Source organism: Bradyrhizobium sp., assembly GCF_017881085.1.
In the GTDB taxonomy this organism is placed as follows: Bacteria; Pseudomonadota; Alphaproteobacteria; order Rhizobiales; family Xanthobacteraceae; genus Bradyrhizobium.
Genome location: NZ_JADGRI010000011.1, coordinates 20212 through 35247 on the forward strand (window position 1 = coordinate 20212; position 15036 = coordinate 35247).

13 protein-coding genes are annotated in these 15036 nt (G+C 64.3%); 7 read left to right on the forward strand and 6 right to left on the reverse strand.

Going from position 1 to position 15036, the window contains the following annotated elements; genetic code table 11:
- Nucleotides 1-170 precede the first annotated feature (170 nt).
- The 6 genes from QZ213_RS02355 (at nt 171) to QZ213_RS02380 (ending at nt 7079) form a co-directional block, all read left to right on the forward strand.
- Entirely contained in the window at nt 171-824 is a 654-nt protein-coding gene (locus tag QZ213_RS02355) for a tetratricopeptide repeat protein (protein ID WP_291684435.1), read from the forward strand.
- 33 nt (nt 825-857) lie between these two features.
- On the forward strand, nt 858-1439 hold the full coding sequence (locus QZ213_RS02360; protein WP_291684448.1) for a hypothetical protein: 582 nt from the start codon (nt 858-860) through the stop codon (nt 1437-1439).
- A gap of 156 nt (nt 1440-1595) precedes the next feature.
- Nucleotides 1596-2981 (forward strand): ribosome biogenesis GTPase Der, encoded by a 1386-nt coding sequence (gene der / locus QZ213_RS02365; RefSeq protein ID WP_291684436.1) that lies wholly within the window; start codon nt 1596-1598, stop codon nt 2979-2981.
- A gap of 191 nt (nt 2982-3172) precedes the next feature.
- On the forward strand, nt 3173-4306 hold the full coding sequence (locus QZ213_RS02370) for a LuxR C-terminal-related transcriptional regulator (RefSeq protein ID WP_291684437.1): 1134 nt from the start codon (nt 3173-3175) through the stop codon (nt 4304-4306).
- 796 nt (nt 4307-5102) lie between these two features.
- Entirely contained in the window at nt 5103-5579 is a 477-nt protein-coding gene (gene paaI / locus QZ213_RS02375) for a hydroxyphenylacetyl-CoA thioesterase PaaI (RefSeq protein WP_291684438.1), read from the forward strand.
- 240 nt (nt 5580-5819) lie between these two features.
- Nucleotides 5820-7079 carry a TCR/Tet family MFS transporter gene (locus tag QZ213_RS02380; RefSeq protein ID WP_291684439.1) on the forward strand — a complete coding sequence of 420 codons (1260 nt, stop codon included), beginning with the start codon at nt 5820-5822 and terminating at the stop codon, nt 7077-7079.
- Between the two features lie 18 nt (nt 7080-7097).
- Here QZ213_RS02380 and QZ213_RS02385 read toward each other — a convergent pair whose 3' ends face one another.
- From QZ213_RS02385 to QZ213_RS02405, 5 genes are all read right to left on the reverse strand, one after another.
- Complete coding sequence (locus QZ213_RS02385) at nt 7098-8693, reverse strand: argininosuccinate lyase (protein WP_291684440.1); 1596 nt, start codon at nt 8691-8693, stop codon at nt 7098-7100.
- A gap of 474 nt (nt 8694-9167) precedes the next feature.
- Complete coding sequence (locus tag QZ213_RS02390) at nt 9168-10394, reverse strand: ABC transporter substrate-binding protein (protein WP_291684441.1); 1227 nt, start codon at nt 10392-10394, stop codon at nt 9168-9170.
- Between the two features lie 368 nt (nt 10395-10762).
- On the reverse strand, nt 10763-11593 hold the full coding sequence (locus QZ213_RS02395) for a class I SAM-dependent methyltransferase (RefSeq protein ID WP_291684442.1): 831 nt from the start codon (nt 11591-11593) through the stop codon (nt 10763-10765).
- A 54-nt stretch (nt 11594-11647) separates the two neighbouring features.
- Nucleotides 11648-12436: a methanethiol S-methyltransferase gene (mddA, locus tag QZ213_RS02400; protein WP_291684443.1), complete on the reverse strand. Its 789-nt coding sequence runs from the start codon at nt 12434-12436 to the stop codon at nt 11648-11650.
- Between the two features lie 49 nt (nt 12437-12485).
- Nucleotides 12486-12719, reverse strand: a complete 234-nt coding sequence (locus QZ213_RS02405) for a hypothetical protein (RefSeq protein ID WP_291684444.1) — start codon at nt 12717-12719, stop codon at nt 12486-12488.
- Between the two features lie 88 nt (nt 12720-12807).
- Between QZ213_RS02405 and QZ213_RS02410 the strand changes: the two genes are divergently transcribed.
- The gene (locus QZ213_RS02410) at nt 12808-13857 is read left to right on the forward strand and encodes an AraC family transcriptional regulator (protein WP_291684445.1); all 1050 of its coding nucleotides are present in this window, start codon (nt 12808-12810) and stop codon (nt 13855-13857) included.
- 12 nt (nt 13858-13869) lie between these two features.
- Here the strand turns inward: QZ213_RS02410 and QZ213_RS02415 are convergent, their stop codons facing one another.
- Nucleotides 13870-15021 (reverse strand): hypothetical protein, encoded by a 1152-nt coding sequence (locus QZ213_RS02415; RefSeq protein ID WP_291684449.1) that lies wholly within the window; start codon nt 15019-15021, stop codon nt 13870-13872.
- Nucleotides 15022-15036 lie beyond the last annotated feature (15 nt).

The window sequence follows — 15036 nt, forward strand, 5'->3', positions numbered from 1 at the left end:
CGGCACGCGGGATGGCCCCATCGGCACGCCCGATGGCGTTAACGCTTTGATCCCGCTGGTTTTGCCTTGCCACCGCCATATCGCTAGGGTATCGCCGCCGCACCGAGGCAGCCGGGGCAATGGCGGGCCTTCGGCCCGGCGTCGGGCCATCGGGGATGGGATACCTTTAAGTGTCTGAATTATTTGATGAAGTCGACGAGGAAGTACGTCGCGACCAGCTCAAAAAGCTGTGGGATCGCTATTCGATCTTCATTATCGCCGGCGCGCTGCTGATCATCGCCGGGGTCGGCGGCTGGCGCAGTTACCAGTATTTTGAGGCCAAGAAAGCAGCCGAGGCCGGCGGCGCCTTCGACAAGGCGGTCGAACTCTCGGAAGCGAACAAGCATAGCGAGGCGGAAGCCGCCTTCAACGATCTCGCTGCCAAAGCGCCATCGGGCTACCGCATGCTGGCCCGGCTGCGCGCCGCGGCGGAAGCAGCCGGCCGTGATCCCAAGGCGGCCGCTAAACTGTACGACGACGTTGCCGCCGATCGCAGCATCGGCGCGGAACAGCAGGATCTGGCCAAGGTCCGCGCGGCCGGCTTGCTGGTGGATAGCGCCGGCTATTCCGAGATGTTGCAGCGGCTCGAATCTTCGACCGGGCCGGAGGCGACCTTTCGCCATACCGCGCGCGAACTGCTGGCGTTGTCGGCCTGGCGGGCCAACGACACGGCGGCGGCGCGCAAATGGCTGGATCTGATTGCCAATGACGGCGAAACGCCGCCCTCGCTGCGTTCGCGCGCCGAGGCCCTGCAGGCGTTGCTTCCGCCGGTCGCGAAGAGCTGACCGCGGGATGATGAGTTGAGTGAGAAATCGACCATGCGCCCCTCGCAACGTCTGATCGCAGCTGCCGTCCTGATCGCGCTGTCGAGCGCGCTGGCGGGCTGTTCCAGCCTCTACAGCTGGGATCCGAGCGATATCTTCGATTTCCTCGACACCAAGAAGAAGCTGCCGGGCGATCGCAAGCCGGTTTTCCCCGATGGCGTGCCGGGTCTCGAGCAGGGCGTTCCGAAGGACCTTTACAAGGGCAATGCGGAGCAGCAGCAGCGGGACCAGGCTGCCCAGGCGGCTGCGGCCGCCGCAGCGCCGCCGCCGGAAGAGCCGAAGTCAAAGCGCGCCGCGAAATCCAGGGGCAGCGCCAAGCCGCCCGCCGCGGCCTCCACCGAACCCGTCGCCGCGCCCGATCCTGACGCAGCACCGGAGGAGGACGGCTCGACCACCGCCGCGCCGCCGGCTCCGAAACCGAAGAAGATCGTCCGCAAGCGCACCACCGCGCCGCCGCCCGATCAAACCGACGCGCAACCGGCGCAGCCAGCTCGATCCGCGCAGACCGCGCAGCAGCCGCAACAATCGGGGGCGCCATTCCCGGCGCCGCTGCCGAGCGGTACCTTCGCGCGCTGATCTTGGTTTTGAGCTGATTCTACGCGCGCCAATTCGATTCACCTCTCGTCGCCTGCGGGGAGAGGGAGAAATGGCCGATCGCTACCGCGATACAACCCGAATTCATCAAGCGCTGGTTTATTGACAAGCGCTGCATAAACGGCGCTTGGATCAATTATGTCTTTCACGATTGCCATCATCGGCCGGCCCAATGTCGGAAAATCGACGCTGTTCAACCGGCTGGTCGGGCAGAAGCTCGCTTTGGTCGATGACACACCTGGCGTCACCCGTGACCGCCGTGAAGGCCAGGGGCGTCTCGGCGATCTCGAATTCACTTTGATCGATACCGCCGGCCTCGACGAAGGGGCCAAGGGCTCGCTGACCGCGCGGATGCAGGAGCAGACCGAAACCGCGATCGGGCTCGCCGATGCCCTGATGTTCGTGATTGACGCGCGTGCAGGGCTGACGCCGAACGACCGCAGCTTCGCCGACTTCGCCCGCCGCGCCAACAAGCCGGTGGTGCTGGTCGCCAACAAGAGCGAGGGCAAGCACGGCGAAGTCGGCGCGATGGAATCCTACGCGCTGGGGCTCGGCGATCCCGTGCAGATTTCGGCGGAGCATGGCGAGGGCTTGAGCGATCTTTACGACGCGCTGCGCGGATTGATGCCCGAGCCGATCGACGAGGGAGAGGAATTCGACGACGACGACGTCATCGAGTCGGACGAGGACATCGCCAAACGGCCGATCCGCGTAGCGATCGTCGGCCGCCCCAATGCCGGCAAGTCGACGCTGATCAACCATCTGCTCGGCGAGGAGCGCCTCCTGACCAGCGCGGAAGCCGGCACCACCCGCGATTCGATTTCGGTCGAGGTCAACTGGCAGGGCCGGGATTTCCGCGTGTTCGATACCGCCGGCTTGAGGCGGCGTTCGCGCATCGAGGAGAAACTGGAAAAGCTCTCGGTGGCGGACACGCTGCGCGCCATCCGCTTCGCCGAAGTCGTGGTGCTGATGATGGACGCGCAGAACAAGTTTGAGGAACAGGACCTGCGCATCGCCGACTTGATAGAGCGCGAGGGTCGGGCGCTGGTGATCGCGGTCAACAAATGGGATCTGATGGGGCGGCAGTCCAGCCTGATTTCGGCGCTGCGCACCGACGCCGATCACCTGCTGCCGCAGGTCAAGGGCATGCCGATCATTGCGGTCTCCGGCCTGATGGGGGAGGGCATCGACCGGCTGATGAGCGCGATCGAACAAGCCTACGCGGTATGGAATCGCCGGGTGCCGACCGCTTCGCTCAATCGCTGGTTCGAGCAGGCGGTTGATGCCAACCCGCCGCCCGCGGTCTCCGGCCGGCGGTTGAAGCTCAACTACATCACGCAGGCCAAGGCGCGGCCGCCCAGCTTCATCCTGTTTTGCTCGCGCGCGGACGCCGTGCCGCAATCCTATCTGCGCTATCTCGTCAACTCCCTGCGCGAGTTCTTCGAGCTGCCGGGCACGCCGGTGCGCATCAGCCTGCGCGAGAAGGCCAATCCCTTCGCCCACAAGCGCAGGCGGCCGTCCTGAGCCGGCAACGCAAGGTACCTTGCGCTTTCGTCCGCTTCGCCGTCGCTTCCGTCCAAGTCCCGGTTCGCCATTGCCTCTATGGTGCTGTGACCGGTGAGATCGCAGCGTCTCACCGATGACGCCTGCGGCTCAGGGCAATTCGGCTACGCGTGTTGACGACGATCTCCGACCCGGGTCTTTGAGGATGGACCATGGGTCACGAAGCGCAGTTCTTCGAACTGATCGGTGAGATCTACGATGCGGCGCTGGATGCCTCGCTGTGGGGCGAGGTTGTCGGCAAGGCCGGGCATTTCGTAGGCGGCCCAGCTGCCGCGATCTTTTCCAAGAGTCCGATCGCCGGGACCGGGAATGTCTATTACGAATCCGGCATCGATCCATATTATCGGGATCTCTATTTCGAAAGATACGTAAAGCTCGATCCCGCCACGACCGGCCACTATTTCGCCGACATCGGCCAACCGATCGCGACCGCGGATCTGATGCCCTATGACGAGTTCCTGGAAACGCAGTTCTACAAGGAATGGGCCCAGCCGCAGGGCCTGGTCGATTTCGTATCGGCGGTGCTGGACAAGTCGGTGACCTCGGCAGCGCTGTTCGGGGTGTTCCGCCACGAGCGCGACGGTGTCGTCGACGATGAGACGCGCCGGCGCATGCGCCTGATCGTTCCGCACATCCGCCGCGCGGTACTGGTCGGCAGGCTGATCGATCTCAAATCCGCGGAGGCGGCGACCTTCGCCGACACGCTCGACGGCCTCAGCGTGGGGATCTGCCTGGTCGACGCGTCCGGGCGCATCGTCCATGCCAACGCGGCTTGTCACGTCATTCTCGACGCTGGCGATCTGTTTTCCGTGACCGGCGGGCGGCTGGTTGCGCGCGATGGGGAGATGGAACAAGCGCTGCAGCAGCTGTTTGCGGCGGCGGGCGACGGCGACGTGGCCATCGGAACCCAGGGCATCGCCTTGCCGCTGAGCGGGCAGGACGGCGCGCGCTACGTCGCCCACGTGCTCCCGCTGACCTCAGGCGCCCGGCGGTTGACCGGTTTTGCCTATACCGCGGTCGCCGCCGTGTTCATTCGCAAGGCCGCGCTGGAGACCTCGTCACCGCCGGAAGTCATCGCCCGGACCTACAGATTGACCCCGACCGAGTTGCGCGTGCTGCTCGCCATCGTCGAGGTCGGCGGCGTTCCGGAAGTAGCCATGGCGCTCGGCGTTGCCGAAACCACGGTCAAGACTCACCTCGGCCGTCTGTTCGTGAAAACCGGCGCCGTCCGCCAGGCAGATCTGGTCAAGATCGTCGCCGGATATGCCTCGCCGCTGATCGGCTAGGCGCGTCCCACGAAGCGTGGCCAAGGGTGGGCCTCGCTCGATGCATGTGGTGTCCCGATAGGGACCGCCGGCTGCGGCGCATCAAAACGCCGCGCGGGTGCTTGCACAGATGCGTGCAGGTCTGGCGGCAAGCCGCGCTTTTCTTTACAGCTCGCGCCGCAGGCACTAGTCTTGCCGTCTCAATACCGCACTCAACATTTCAATTTTTACGACGGAGAATTGAAGATGAAGAGATTGCTTTTCGCGGCCGCCGTTGCAGTCGTTGCGCTTTCCTATACCGCCGGCCTTCAGGCCCAGACCGTCGGTCAAGCGACCAACGGTACGACCAAGGCGAGCACAAAAAGTGCCGGTGCGCCAAAACCAGCAAAGTTACCCCGTTGCACGCGCGCCCGGCAAATGACGGGAGCAGCCTGCTACGGCGGTTGATGATTGCCTGGGCAACGACCGCGGATTGGCCGTGGCGTCCTCCCATGGGAGGATGAGCGCCCCGCTATGTGATGCGATCTGACCGGCATTGACAGGTCCATGGACGGAGACAGCAAGTTTTCCGACCCCGTCGAGGCCAACCATGATGCGGGGCAGCAACTGGGCAGTGGGGCCTATGGCGAACCCATCGCCCGCACTTTCGAATTGACGCCGGCCGAATGGGTGTGCTGCTGGCGGGCGACACTTTCCAAACGGTATATCCGCGTCTCCACCGACCGGAGGACGCGGCGCATGTCGCGCGGCGTTAGGGTCCCGCCGAACCCGAAGCTCATTGCGCGATTCGCATCCGGAAAGATTCCAAGGTACCTCGGTGAATAATGTGGCCTTTCTTTCATCGCGCAGGCTGGCGCAGGCCTGCGCGGATTTCCTGTGGCGGCAGGACGCCACGCTGCGCAGCCTCGGCCTGGAGCGGCTGTCGATCGAAGCAGGCCGCGCCAGCGTCGCGATGACCGTGCTGCCGTCCATGGTCAACGGCATCGGCATCACCCATGGTGGCGCCATCTTCACGCTGGCGGACACGGTATTTTCGCTGGCCAGCAACAGCTACAACGAACGGACGGTTGCCTCTCATTGCAGTGTTTCGTTCCTGCATCCGACCAGGCTCGGCGACCGCCTGGTGGCGACGGCCACCGAAGTGGTGCGTTCGGCGCAATCCGGCATCTACGATGTTCGCGTCACCCTGGAAAATGCCGTCGTGGCCGAGTTCCGCGCCCATTCGCGCGTCATCGGCGGCGCGCTGGTGCCGTCGGCGGCGACCGGGCAGGGCGAACAGGCGCCGACATCATAAATCAGTGAGACTCACAGTTCCGACCAGGTCGGAAGCCGGGACATTTCGAGTTTCCTCCGAAGTGTCCAACTTGGGCCCAGCGCTTGATGCGCTGGGCTCTTTTTTCGGGCCGCCGCGCCACGAAATGGTTTCTGGAATCTTTGCGAGTCTTGGCTGTGGCGCGGCAGATTGCCATCCGCGCGGGCGCGTGGCTTAGTCTCTCGCCCGAAGCGAAGCCGCCGGCAAACCCGCGCGAAAATCATGACCGAAGAGCCGCCAGCGGACACGATCGTGCCGCCATTGCCAGGCGCGCCGCGCCGCGGCGCGGTGGCGTTCATCTTCGTCACCATTCTGCTGGACATGTTCGCGCTCGGCCTGATCCTGCCGATCCTGCCCCAGCTGGTGGAAAGTTTCGTCGATAACGATACCGCGAGCGCGGCGCGGATTTTTGGATTGTTCGGCACCGCATGGGCGCTGATGCAGTTTCTGTTTTCTCCGATACTTGGCGGCCTGTCGGACCGGTTCGGCCGGCGGCCGGTGGTGCTGTTGTCTAATTTCGGCCTCGCGCTCGACTATGTGCTGATGGCGCTGGCGCCGTCCTTGACCTGGCTGTTCATCGGCCGGCTGATTTCGGGCATCACCTCGGCCAGCGTCTCCACCGCCTTCGCCTACATCGCGGACCTGACCCCGCCGCAGCAGCGCGCGGCGACGTTCGGCAAGATCGGCGTGGCGTTCGGCGCCGGATTCATTTTAGGACCGGCGGTCGGCGGGCTGCTCGGCGGCATGGATCCGCGGCTGCCGTTCTGGGTTGCCGCCGCCCTGAGCTTTGCCAACACCCTCTATGGCCTGCTGATCCTGCCGGAGTCGCTGCCGAAAGATCGCCGTTCGCCGTTCCATTGGAAGAGCGCCAATCCGCTGGGAGCTTTGCGTCTGCTGGGCTCCGACCGCGTGCTCGCGGGGCTGTCGGTGGTGAACTTCCTGGCCCAGGTCGCACATGTCGTGCTGCCCTCGACCTTCGTACTTTACGCAACTTATCGCTACGGCTGGGATGCGACCACCGTCGGCCTGACGCTGGCCTTGGTCGGCGTCTGCTCGATGGCCGTGCAGGGGCTGGCGATCGGACCGATCGTCAGGCGCCTCGGCGAACGCCAGGCTCTCTTGCTGGGCCTCGGCTCCGGCGTTGCCGGTTTTTTGATCTACGGCGCGGCGCCGACCGGTCCGCTGTTCTGGATCGGCATTCCCGTGATGTCGCTGTGGGGCGTGGCGGGCGCGGCAACCCAGGCGCTGACGACGCAGCTGGTCGCCCCGGACCAGCAGGGCCAGCTGCAGGGCGCGACGTCGAGCGTGCAGAGCGTGTCGCAGATGCTCGGACCGTTCCTGTTCACGCTGACCTTCGCCTATTTCATCGGCGCCCGGGCGCCGCTGAAATTGCCGGGCGCGCCGTTCCTGCTGGCATCGGCGCTGTTGCTGCTGGCGCTTCTGCTTGCGGTTCGCACGCTGGCGAAGGCGCGGGAACATTAGCCCGGCGCAGGGGCCCGATCACGGCGCAAGCAGCTGACGGAAGCCCGAGTCCAGCCGCGCGTCGGCGCTTCTGATGTTGCCCCGGGCGGTGTCCATCCAGGTCTTGTCGGCATCCAGTGTCTTTAGCGCTTGATCGAGTTGGCGCGCAACTTCGGCGGGTTGCGGCCCGCCGATGCCCACGCGGGTCTTCACCATGAACTCCGGCGACAGCACCTGCCGGAATTCGGTCTCATCCATCGGCAGCTTCGCGTCGGGAAGCTGCAAGGCATGGATGGCATCGGCGTACAATTCCACCGCCTTGGCATAGGGGAAAGTCTTCGGCTTGAAGCCGTTGGCCCGCGCGAAAGTCACGATGGAAGAGGCGAAGCCGTGGCCAACGCGAAAGGGAATGTGATGTTCCTTCTGCAGGGTTTCGGCCAGTTCCATCGAGGTCGTCCAGTCGTCCTCGAGCTCCTCGAGCGAACGCTGCGGATTGACCGTGAGCGCGTCCAGAACGATGTCGAAATCCCCGATCATGTTGACGGCGTGTGCGAACAGGCCGATCTCCGCCCACGACGCCTTATAGTCGGTCATTCCCGTGGTCACGTTGTGCGCGCGGAGCGTCACCGTGTCGGCCAGCCCGACGACGTCAGAGGCTTCTTCGCGCGCGCGCATGATGACGCCGGGATTGCGCTTCTGCGGCATCGCGCTGCTGGTATAGGTCGAGGCCTCGTCGAGCAGAAGCCAGGGCCGCGTCTGGTGATATTGCGTGTGGATGTCGTTCAGCACGGCGCCGAGACGGATCGCGTTGGACGAGACGATCGCTGCCGCCTCGAGCGCAATGTCGGACGGGCTGATCTGGCCAGCGTCGATGGAATTTTCGATGATTCCATCGAAGCCGAGCAGGTCGGCCATGCGTTTGCGGTTCAGCGGCCAGATCGAATTGGCAAGAACGGCAGTGCCCATCGCGCAGCGATTGAGCCGCTTGTAGAGTTCGTGAATACGCTCTGCGTCGCGCGCAAACGAGGCTTCATAGCCCAACAGATAATCCGCATAGCTGGTGGGCTGCGCCTGCACGCCGTTGGTATAGGCGGGCACGATCGTATTGACGTTCTTCGCCGCGACGGCCAGCACGCGCGCGCGCATTCCGTTCAGGGCGTCGGAGAAATCGAGCAGTTGGTTGCGGAGCTTCGCCATCCGGTAGGTGGCGTACATATCCTGGCGGCTTCTGCCGGTATGAATGAAGGAAGCGTCGGGACCGATTGAATCGGCGATGATCTTTTCGATCTGCAGGACGTCGCCCGGCCGCTTGCCATTGGGTTTTCCCGCCTGCTCGATCGTGGAATTGACGCCGGTCGCGAGTTTTCGCCCAAGGTCGGGAGCAACGATCTTTTCCTCGACCAGCATGACGGCCGAGGCGCGGTTGATCTTGTTGAGCCAGTAGAATTGATCTTCCGCCTGATCCGTCTTGCTGGTCACCGACGCGTCGAGAACCACGGGCGCAGCGCCCACCTTGGCGGCCTGCTGGTTGCATTCGGCCGTCGTCGCGCAGGGTAATTGGCCGGTGTCCGCCGCCCTGGCTGTCCCTGCGAGGCAGGTCATCCCGAGCATCAGACCGGTGATTATCGACTTCATGATGTTTCCTCATTTCCGGCTTCGGGCTCGATACGCGCGGACCGAATTGGCGCAGATTGTTTTTGCCGGGTGGGCGCTGGCGCCGGAGCCAATCTGATCGACGGCCGTCAATTTGACAATCGCCGGGGCCGCCGCCGGCGCGCGCGAACGGAGGCGGGGATTCCGGCCTGCGGCGATTTGCTTCTTCCCCTCGGCAGGGGGCTGAGCAGAAATTTCGATCTGCTCGGCCGGCGAGACGGATGGCTGTTCGGCCCGGCACGGGATCCAACGGCCGACGCAAAGAGGAGCGAGAGGCGCGGCGATTTCGACCGGGCGAAACGATCGAATACAGTACGTGAAACGCCCCTTGGTCGTTCTCCAAGCTGGCTTCAGAGCCTCTGATCGAAGTCTGGTTGCCTTGCCGGTTTTCCCGGGCGGTCGGTTCTGACGTGCAACCGGCCGGATTCTTGCGAATCCGGCCGGATGCGGGGTCTGTTACTTCTTCACCAGCGGGCAGTCGCTCGCCTCGAGCGGTTTGGCGGCGTCTTCCGGCGAGATCGTGGCGATCAGCTTGTAATAGTCCCACGGATACTTCGATTCTTCCGGCTTCTTTACCTCGAACAGATAGGCCGGAATGATGCGGCGGCCGTCGGCCCGCAGCGGGCCCTTACCGAACAAGGGATCGTCGGTCGGCAGTTCCTTCATCTTGGCGACGACCTTGGCGCCGTCATGCGGATTGCCGCCGAGCGCTTCCATGGCCTTGAGATAGTGCAGCACCATGGCGTAGTTGCCGGCCTGGGTCATCGACGGCATCGAGTTCTTGTTCGCCAACGCGGAGAAGCGCTTCGACCAGGCGCGGGTCGAGTCGTTCTGGTCCCAGTAGAAGGATTCGGTGAACGTCAGGCCGTGCGCGGTCTTCAGGCCGAGCGAGTGCACGTCGTTGATGAACAGCAACAGCGCGGCGAGCTTCTGGCCGCCCTCGACGATGCCGAATTCGGCGGCCTGTTTGATCGAGTTGGTGGTGTCGCCGCCGGCATTGGCGAGGCCAACCACCTTCGCCTTCGAGGCCTGCGCCTGCAGCAGGAACGACGAGAAGTCCGACGAATTGATCGGATGCTTGACGCCGCCCAGCACCTTGCCGCCATTGGCGGTGACCACCGCGGTGGTGTCGCGCTCGAGCGCTGCGCCGAACGCATAATCGGCGGTCAGAAAGAACCACGTGTCGCCGCCGGCCTTGGTCAGCGCCTTTCCGGTGCCGTTGGCGAGCATGTAGGTATCGTAGGTGAACGAGACCGTGTTCGGCGTGCAGGCCTTGCCGGTGAGGTCGGCGCTGGCGGCGCCGGAGTTGAGCAGCACCGCGTTCTTTTCCTTGACGAGGTTGCTCACGGCCAGTGCGACGCCGGAATTCGGCGTGTCGGCGATCGCATCGACCTTGTCATTGTCGATCCATTGCCGGGCGATGTTGACGCCGACATCGGGCTTGTTCTGGTGATCGCCGCTCACGACGTCGATCTTCCAGCCCTTCTTGGTAAGGCCGGAATCCTCGACCGCCATCTTGATCGCGACCACCGAATTGGGACCGCCGATATCGGCGTACAGGCTCGACATGTCGTTGAGCACGCCGATCTTGACCGTCTTGTCCTGGGCAAGGGCCGGTGCGGCGAGCGAAAGCCCGGCGCAGGCGAGAAGCACGGCGGTGCGCCGCGCGAGTGTCGTGTTCATTAAGGAATCCTCCAAATCTGAAATGGGGCGGGCTCTCTTGCCGGAGCCTTGTATGGTCAGGTTCGATCGAACGAACGATCTGCCCTCCCGATAGACGTTCTCGGGCTCTGCTGCAATGCGTTATCGCAGCGCATCAGACGTAAGTCTGAACGTCCGGAGTTCGCTTTCCGGTACCAGATTCCGCGGTTTACACGCGCCTCTTGGTGGCGGCCGCCCTGGCATGGATCCCGTGGCATTGCCGGGCGTCGCGGCCGAAACCGCCGCGACCACGGTGCCGTGGCAGGGTACTGCAATCGGGTCGAGCGGCCCACAAAAAGACCCCAGGTTAGCAAAAACCCGGGGTCAAATCAGGTCGGCCGCGGCCCCGATCAGCCGTTCCTGGTAATGACGACCTCGAGGTATTCGCTGGGAACCACCAGCGTACCGTCGTCGGCAATGTTGAACTTCTCCAGCAAAGCGTCGATGTCGGCTTCGAGCGCGGCGCCGGCTGCGGCGTCGAGCGCCTCGAACGCCTTGACGACCGGGCCGTAATAGCCGCGGAAAATTTCGAGCCAGTGCTCCGGCGATCGATAGCGGAAGACGAAATTTCGGCTCTGTGCGGCGACGCTGGCCTTGGTGCCGAACAGGCTGTTGAGGTGCGAAATGTCGCCCCACAGCGCCGGAGATTGCACGCCGAACGGCGGCGGCAAATGCTTGCCGATGGTCTTGAACAGCTGCCCGATGAAACTCTCCGGCGTCCAGTTTGCGAGGCCGATCTTTCCGCCCGGACGGCAGACGCGGATCAACTCGTTCGCGGCCTGCTGCTGGTTCGGCGTAAACATCACGCCGAAGGTGGAGAGGACGACGTCGAAGCTCGCATCCGCAAAGGGCAGCGCTTCGGCGTCGGCCTCGCGGAATGCGACGGGCAGCCGATCGGCCGCGGCGCGCTCGCGGCCGCGTTCCAGCAGCGGCCCGACATAGTCGGTGGACGTCACCTCGGCGAAGCGGCGCGCGGCGGCGAGCGTGGCGTTGCCGTTGCCGGCGGCGACGTCGAGCACTCGCTGGCCGCTGCGCAGGTCGACGGCCTCGCAGAGCGTTTCGCCGACGATCTGCAAGGTGACGCCGACGATCGCGTAGTCGCCGGACGACCATGCCTTCTGCTGGCGGTCCTTGATCGCGGTGAGGTCGAAACTCGCGGGGTTGATGGCCTGGATGCTCATGGTAGCGTTTCTCCTGGTTGAAGTTGACGACGGAGGCGGGGTGGGGCGCAGCGGCTATTCGGCCGCTGCTCCGGTGCTGCGAACCGGTTCGGTGCGCAGTTTTGGGGATTGCGGAAGGCGGCTGCGCCAGGGCAACAGCATCGAAACGCGATCGCGGTAGCGGCGGTAGTCGTCGCCGAACAACGCGATCAGGTCGCGCTCCTCCAGTGAGATGCCGATCAGGATGTAGCCGGTGGTCACGGCGGCGAATAAAAGGTGCCCGGCGGTCATGGTGGGCGCGGCCCAGAACGCAAGGATGAAGCCGAGGTAGATCGGGTGCCGCACGAATTTGTAAAACAGCGGGGTCCTGAACCGCGGTGCCGGGGTCTCGCGGCCGACGAGATTGTTGGCGACCTGCTGCACGCCGAACAATTCGAAGTGATTGATCAGGAACGTGCTGGTCAACACGATCAGCCAGCCGGCGAGGGAGAGTTCGGTCAGGGCCGCGGCGATTGGCGGACCGCCGACCTGCCAGATCACCGCCGGTATCGGCCGCCATTGCCAGTACAACAGCAGCAGCGTGAGGCTGGCGAACAGCACATAGGTGCTGCGCTCCATCGGCGCCGGCAGGTATCGCGTCAGCCAGCGCTTGAAGGGTCGTCGTGCCATCACGCTGTGCTGAACGGCGAACAGCCCCAGCAGGCACAGGTTGACTATCAGCGCCTGCAACAGCGGCCCCGGTGCGCCGCTGTCGATGGTCTTCGGCACGACCTGCCCGACGACGAAACCGATGGCGTAAAGGATCGTCCCGAAGGACAGCAGGTAGGATACAATGCCGTACAGAAAAATCAGCAGTCGGTTCATGTCGGTCTCCTCAAAATGAATGCTGAAAAATGGATGTTGTTTGCCGTGGTTATGCGCGGCGGCTGGCCCGGCCGCGCCGTTTGGCGCGCAAGGCCAGAAACCGGCCCGGATCGGTGGTGAGCGGGGTTGCAAGGCTCTCGACCACGTCGGAGCGGGACAATCCGACGTCGGCGAGCGAGCGGTCGTCGATATGCAGCAACGGCTTGATCGCCGACCGCATCAGCAATGCCGCGATGAATTCGGTTATCCGGTTGGCTGCGCTGGCAGCCCATTTCTTGATCATGACAGCCTCCATCGGCTAAAGTGCAATGCGCCAGACCAAGGTCCGCGCCTCTGAGGCCGATGGATATTGTCGAAGGGCTATTCTCTCAATGATCGGGACGCCGCCTTCATTTGCAGCGACGCCGGAAAGCGACGGCGCCGGTCACGATGTGCTCGCGGAAATGTTACGCGCGGTGCGTCTGACCGGATCGGTGTATCTCAACGCCTGCTTCACCGCGCCGTTCGGCATCGTCAGCCCCAGGCATTTCGACGAGCACACGCCGATGGCGCATCTGCGTCACATCAGCATCTTTCATTTGATTTCCGCGGGCGAGTGCAGCGTCGAACTGGCGACCGGCGAGCAAAGGAAGGTGTCGGCCGGCGACATCCTGCTGATGCCGTTTGCGGACACGCACAAGTTCTGGAATGGCCGTCCCGCGGAGCACGTCGCAGCCGACGACGTCGTTCGTCCCGGACGGCTGAAGGGAATGTGGAACATCAATCACGGCGGCGGCGGCGAGGAAACACGCGTGGTCTGCGGGTTCATCGAATCCTCGGAATTCCTGCTGACGCCGGTGTTTCGCACCCTGCCGCCGTTGCTGGTGGATCGGACCGGGGACGATCAAGTCAGCGCCCTGATCGCATCCACGGTGAAACAGATACTGGCGATGACCGAAAGCGCCGCTGCCGGCACCGAACTCATGCTTGGCCGGTTGATGGAGCTGCTTTTCGTCGAAGTGCTGCGCCGTTACGCCACGAGCCTGCCGCCAAGCGCGAAGGGCTGGTTCGCGGCGCTCAACGATCCGATCGTCGGCCGCGCCCTGCAATTCATGCATCGCGATCCGGCGCGGCGCTGGACGGTGGACGATCTGGCGCATGAGGCCGGCTCCTCGCGCACCGTGCTGGCCGAACGATTCCAGACCGTGCTGGGCCAGGCGCCGATCGAGTATCTCACGAGCTGGCGGATGCAGCTCGCGGCCGAACGGATCCGAACCGGCCGCGAAGGGCTGGCGGCCATTGCGGCCGAGGTCGGCTATGATTCCGAAGCGGCGTTCAACCGTGCCTTCAAGCGGGTGACGGGCGTCACGCCGGGGCGCTGGCGCGACAGCGCTCCGGCAAATGGTGGCGTGGCATTTGCGCCCAAGGAGGCGGGCACTTGATGAAGCCGCGGCCTATCGCAGCGCATCCGAGGTGAGCTTGAATTTCTGGATCCGCTTTCCGGTATCGACCTCGGCGGTATAGACGTTGCCTTTGCTGTCGACCGCCATGGCGTGGATCCAGTGGAATTGTCCGGCGTTGCGGCCGTTGCGCCCGAAACTGCCGACCACGGTGCCGTCGTCGCGCTTCAGCACCCGGATCTCGTTGTTCTCGCCGTCGGCGCTCAAAAGGTAGGTCTGCTTCGGATCGGGCCAGATCGCGATGTCCCACACCGCGCCGTTGCCGAGCGTGTTCTTCTCGAAAAACCACTCCTTGACGAACGTGCCGTCTTTCCTGAACACCTGGATGCGGTTGTTGATGCGGTCGCAGACATAGACCAGCCCGTCATTGGCTATCTTCACGCAATGCACGGGATTGGCGAATTGCTGCGCGACCTGTGCCTTGGGATCGTAAGGCGGCTGCTTGGCGTCGTCAGGCTTGTTGCCATAAGCGCCCCAGTGCCGCTTGTAGGCGCCGGTGGTCGCATCGAACACAATGACGCGGTGGTTGCCGTAGCCGTCGGCGACATAGATTTCGTTGGCGTCCTTGTCGATCGCGGTCTCCGCGGGCTTGCCGAGTTGCGTGGTGTCGTTGGAGCCCTTGCTCGGCGCGATCTGGCCGATCTGCGAGACGAACTTGCCGTCGAGGGTGAATTTCAGGATCGCGTTGTCGTTGTCGGCGTTGCCGCCGATCCAGACGAAGCCGCGCTCGTCGACCTCGATGCCGTGTTCCCGGCCGACCCATTCATAGCCTTCGCCGGGCCCGCCCCACGAGCGCAGCAGATTGCCGTCGGTGTCGAACTCCAGCACGGGCGGCGCCGAAACGCAGCATTTCGAGCGCGGCGGCGTCAGCGCCGCCCCCTTCTCGTCGTCGGTCAGCGAGCGCGGGCGATGGATCACCCAGATATGGCCCTGCCAGTCGACGGTGATGCCGCCGACCTGGCCCAGGATCCAATTGTTCGGCAGCGGCTTCGGCCAGGCCGCATCGACCGCAAAGGTCGGAATCTCGCCGACGTCAGCGGCGCGCGTCAGCGCCGGCGCGGCGATCAGGAGGGCGAAGGCGATGAGGAGCGAAACAGTTCTGGCGGCGGCGCGAACCATATAGCCGCGATGGAGCATCGGCGTCATGGCATCCTCCCGAAT

Excerpts from the sequence above, each read along its gene's own strand:
- QZ213_RS02385 (WP_291684440.1), bottom strand. The coding sequence starts at position 8,693 with ATGAAGTCGATAATCACCGGTCTGATGCTCGGGATGACCTGCCTCGCA.
- der (WP_291684436.1), top strand. The coding sequence starts at position 1,596 with ATGTCTTTCACGATTGCCATCATCGGCCGGCCCAATGTCGGAAAATCG.
- QZ213_RS02390 (WP_291684441.1), bottom strand. The coding sequence starts at position 10,394 with ATGAACACGACACTCGCGCGGCGCACCGCCGTGCTTCTCGCCTGCGCC.
- mddA (WP_291684443.1), bottom strand. The coding sequence starts at position 12,436 with ATGAACCGACTGCTGATTTTTCTGTACGGCATTGTATCCTACCTGCTG.
- QZ213_RS02415 (WP_291684449.1), bottom strand. The coding sequence starts at position 15,021 with ATGACGCCGATGCTCCATCGCGGCTATATGGTTCGCGCCGCCGCCAGA.
- QZ213_RS02380 (WP_291684439.1), top strand. The coding sequence starts at position 5,820 with ATGACCGAAGAGCCGCCAGCGGACACGATCGTGCCGCCATTGCCAGGC.
- QZ213_RS02405 (WP_291684444.1), bottom strand. The coding sequence starts at position 12,719 with ATGATCAAGAAATGGGCTGCCAGCGCAGCCAACCGGATAACCGAATTC.
- QZ213_RS02395 (WP_291684442.1), bottom strand. The coding sequence starts at position 11,593 with ATGAGCATCCAGGCCATCAACCCCGCGAGTTTCGACCTCACCGCGATC.
- QZ213_RS02360 (WP_291684448.1), top strand. The coding sequence starts at position 858 with ATGCGCCCCTCGCAACGTCTGATCGCAGCTGCCGTCCTGATCGCGCTG.
- QZ213_RS02410 (WP_291684445.1), top strand. The coding sequence starts at position 12,808 with ATGATCGGGACGCCGCCTTCATTTGCAGCGACGCCGGAAAGCGACGGC.
- QZ213_RS02370 (WP_291684437.1), top strand. The coding sequence starts at position 3,173 with ATGGGTCACGAAGCGCAGTTCTTCGAACTGATCGGTGAGATCTACGAT.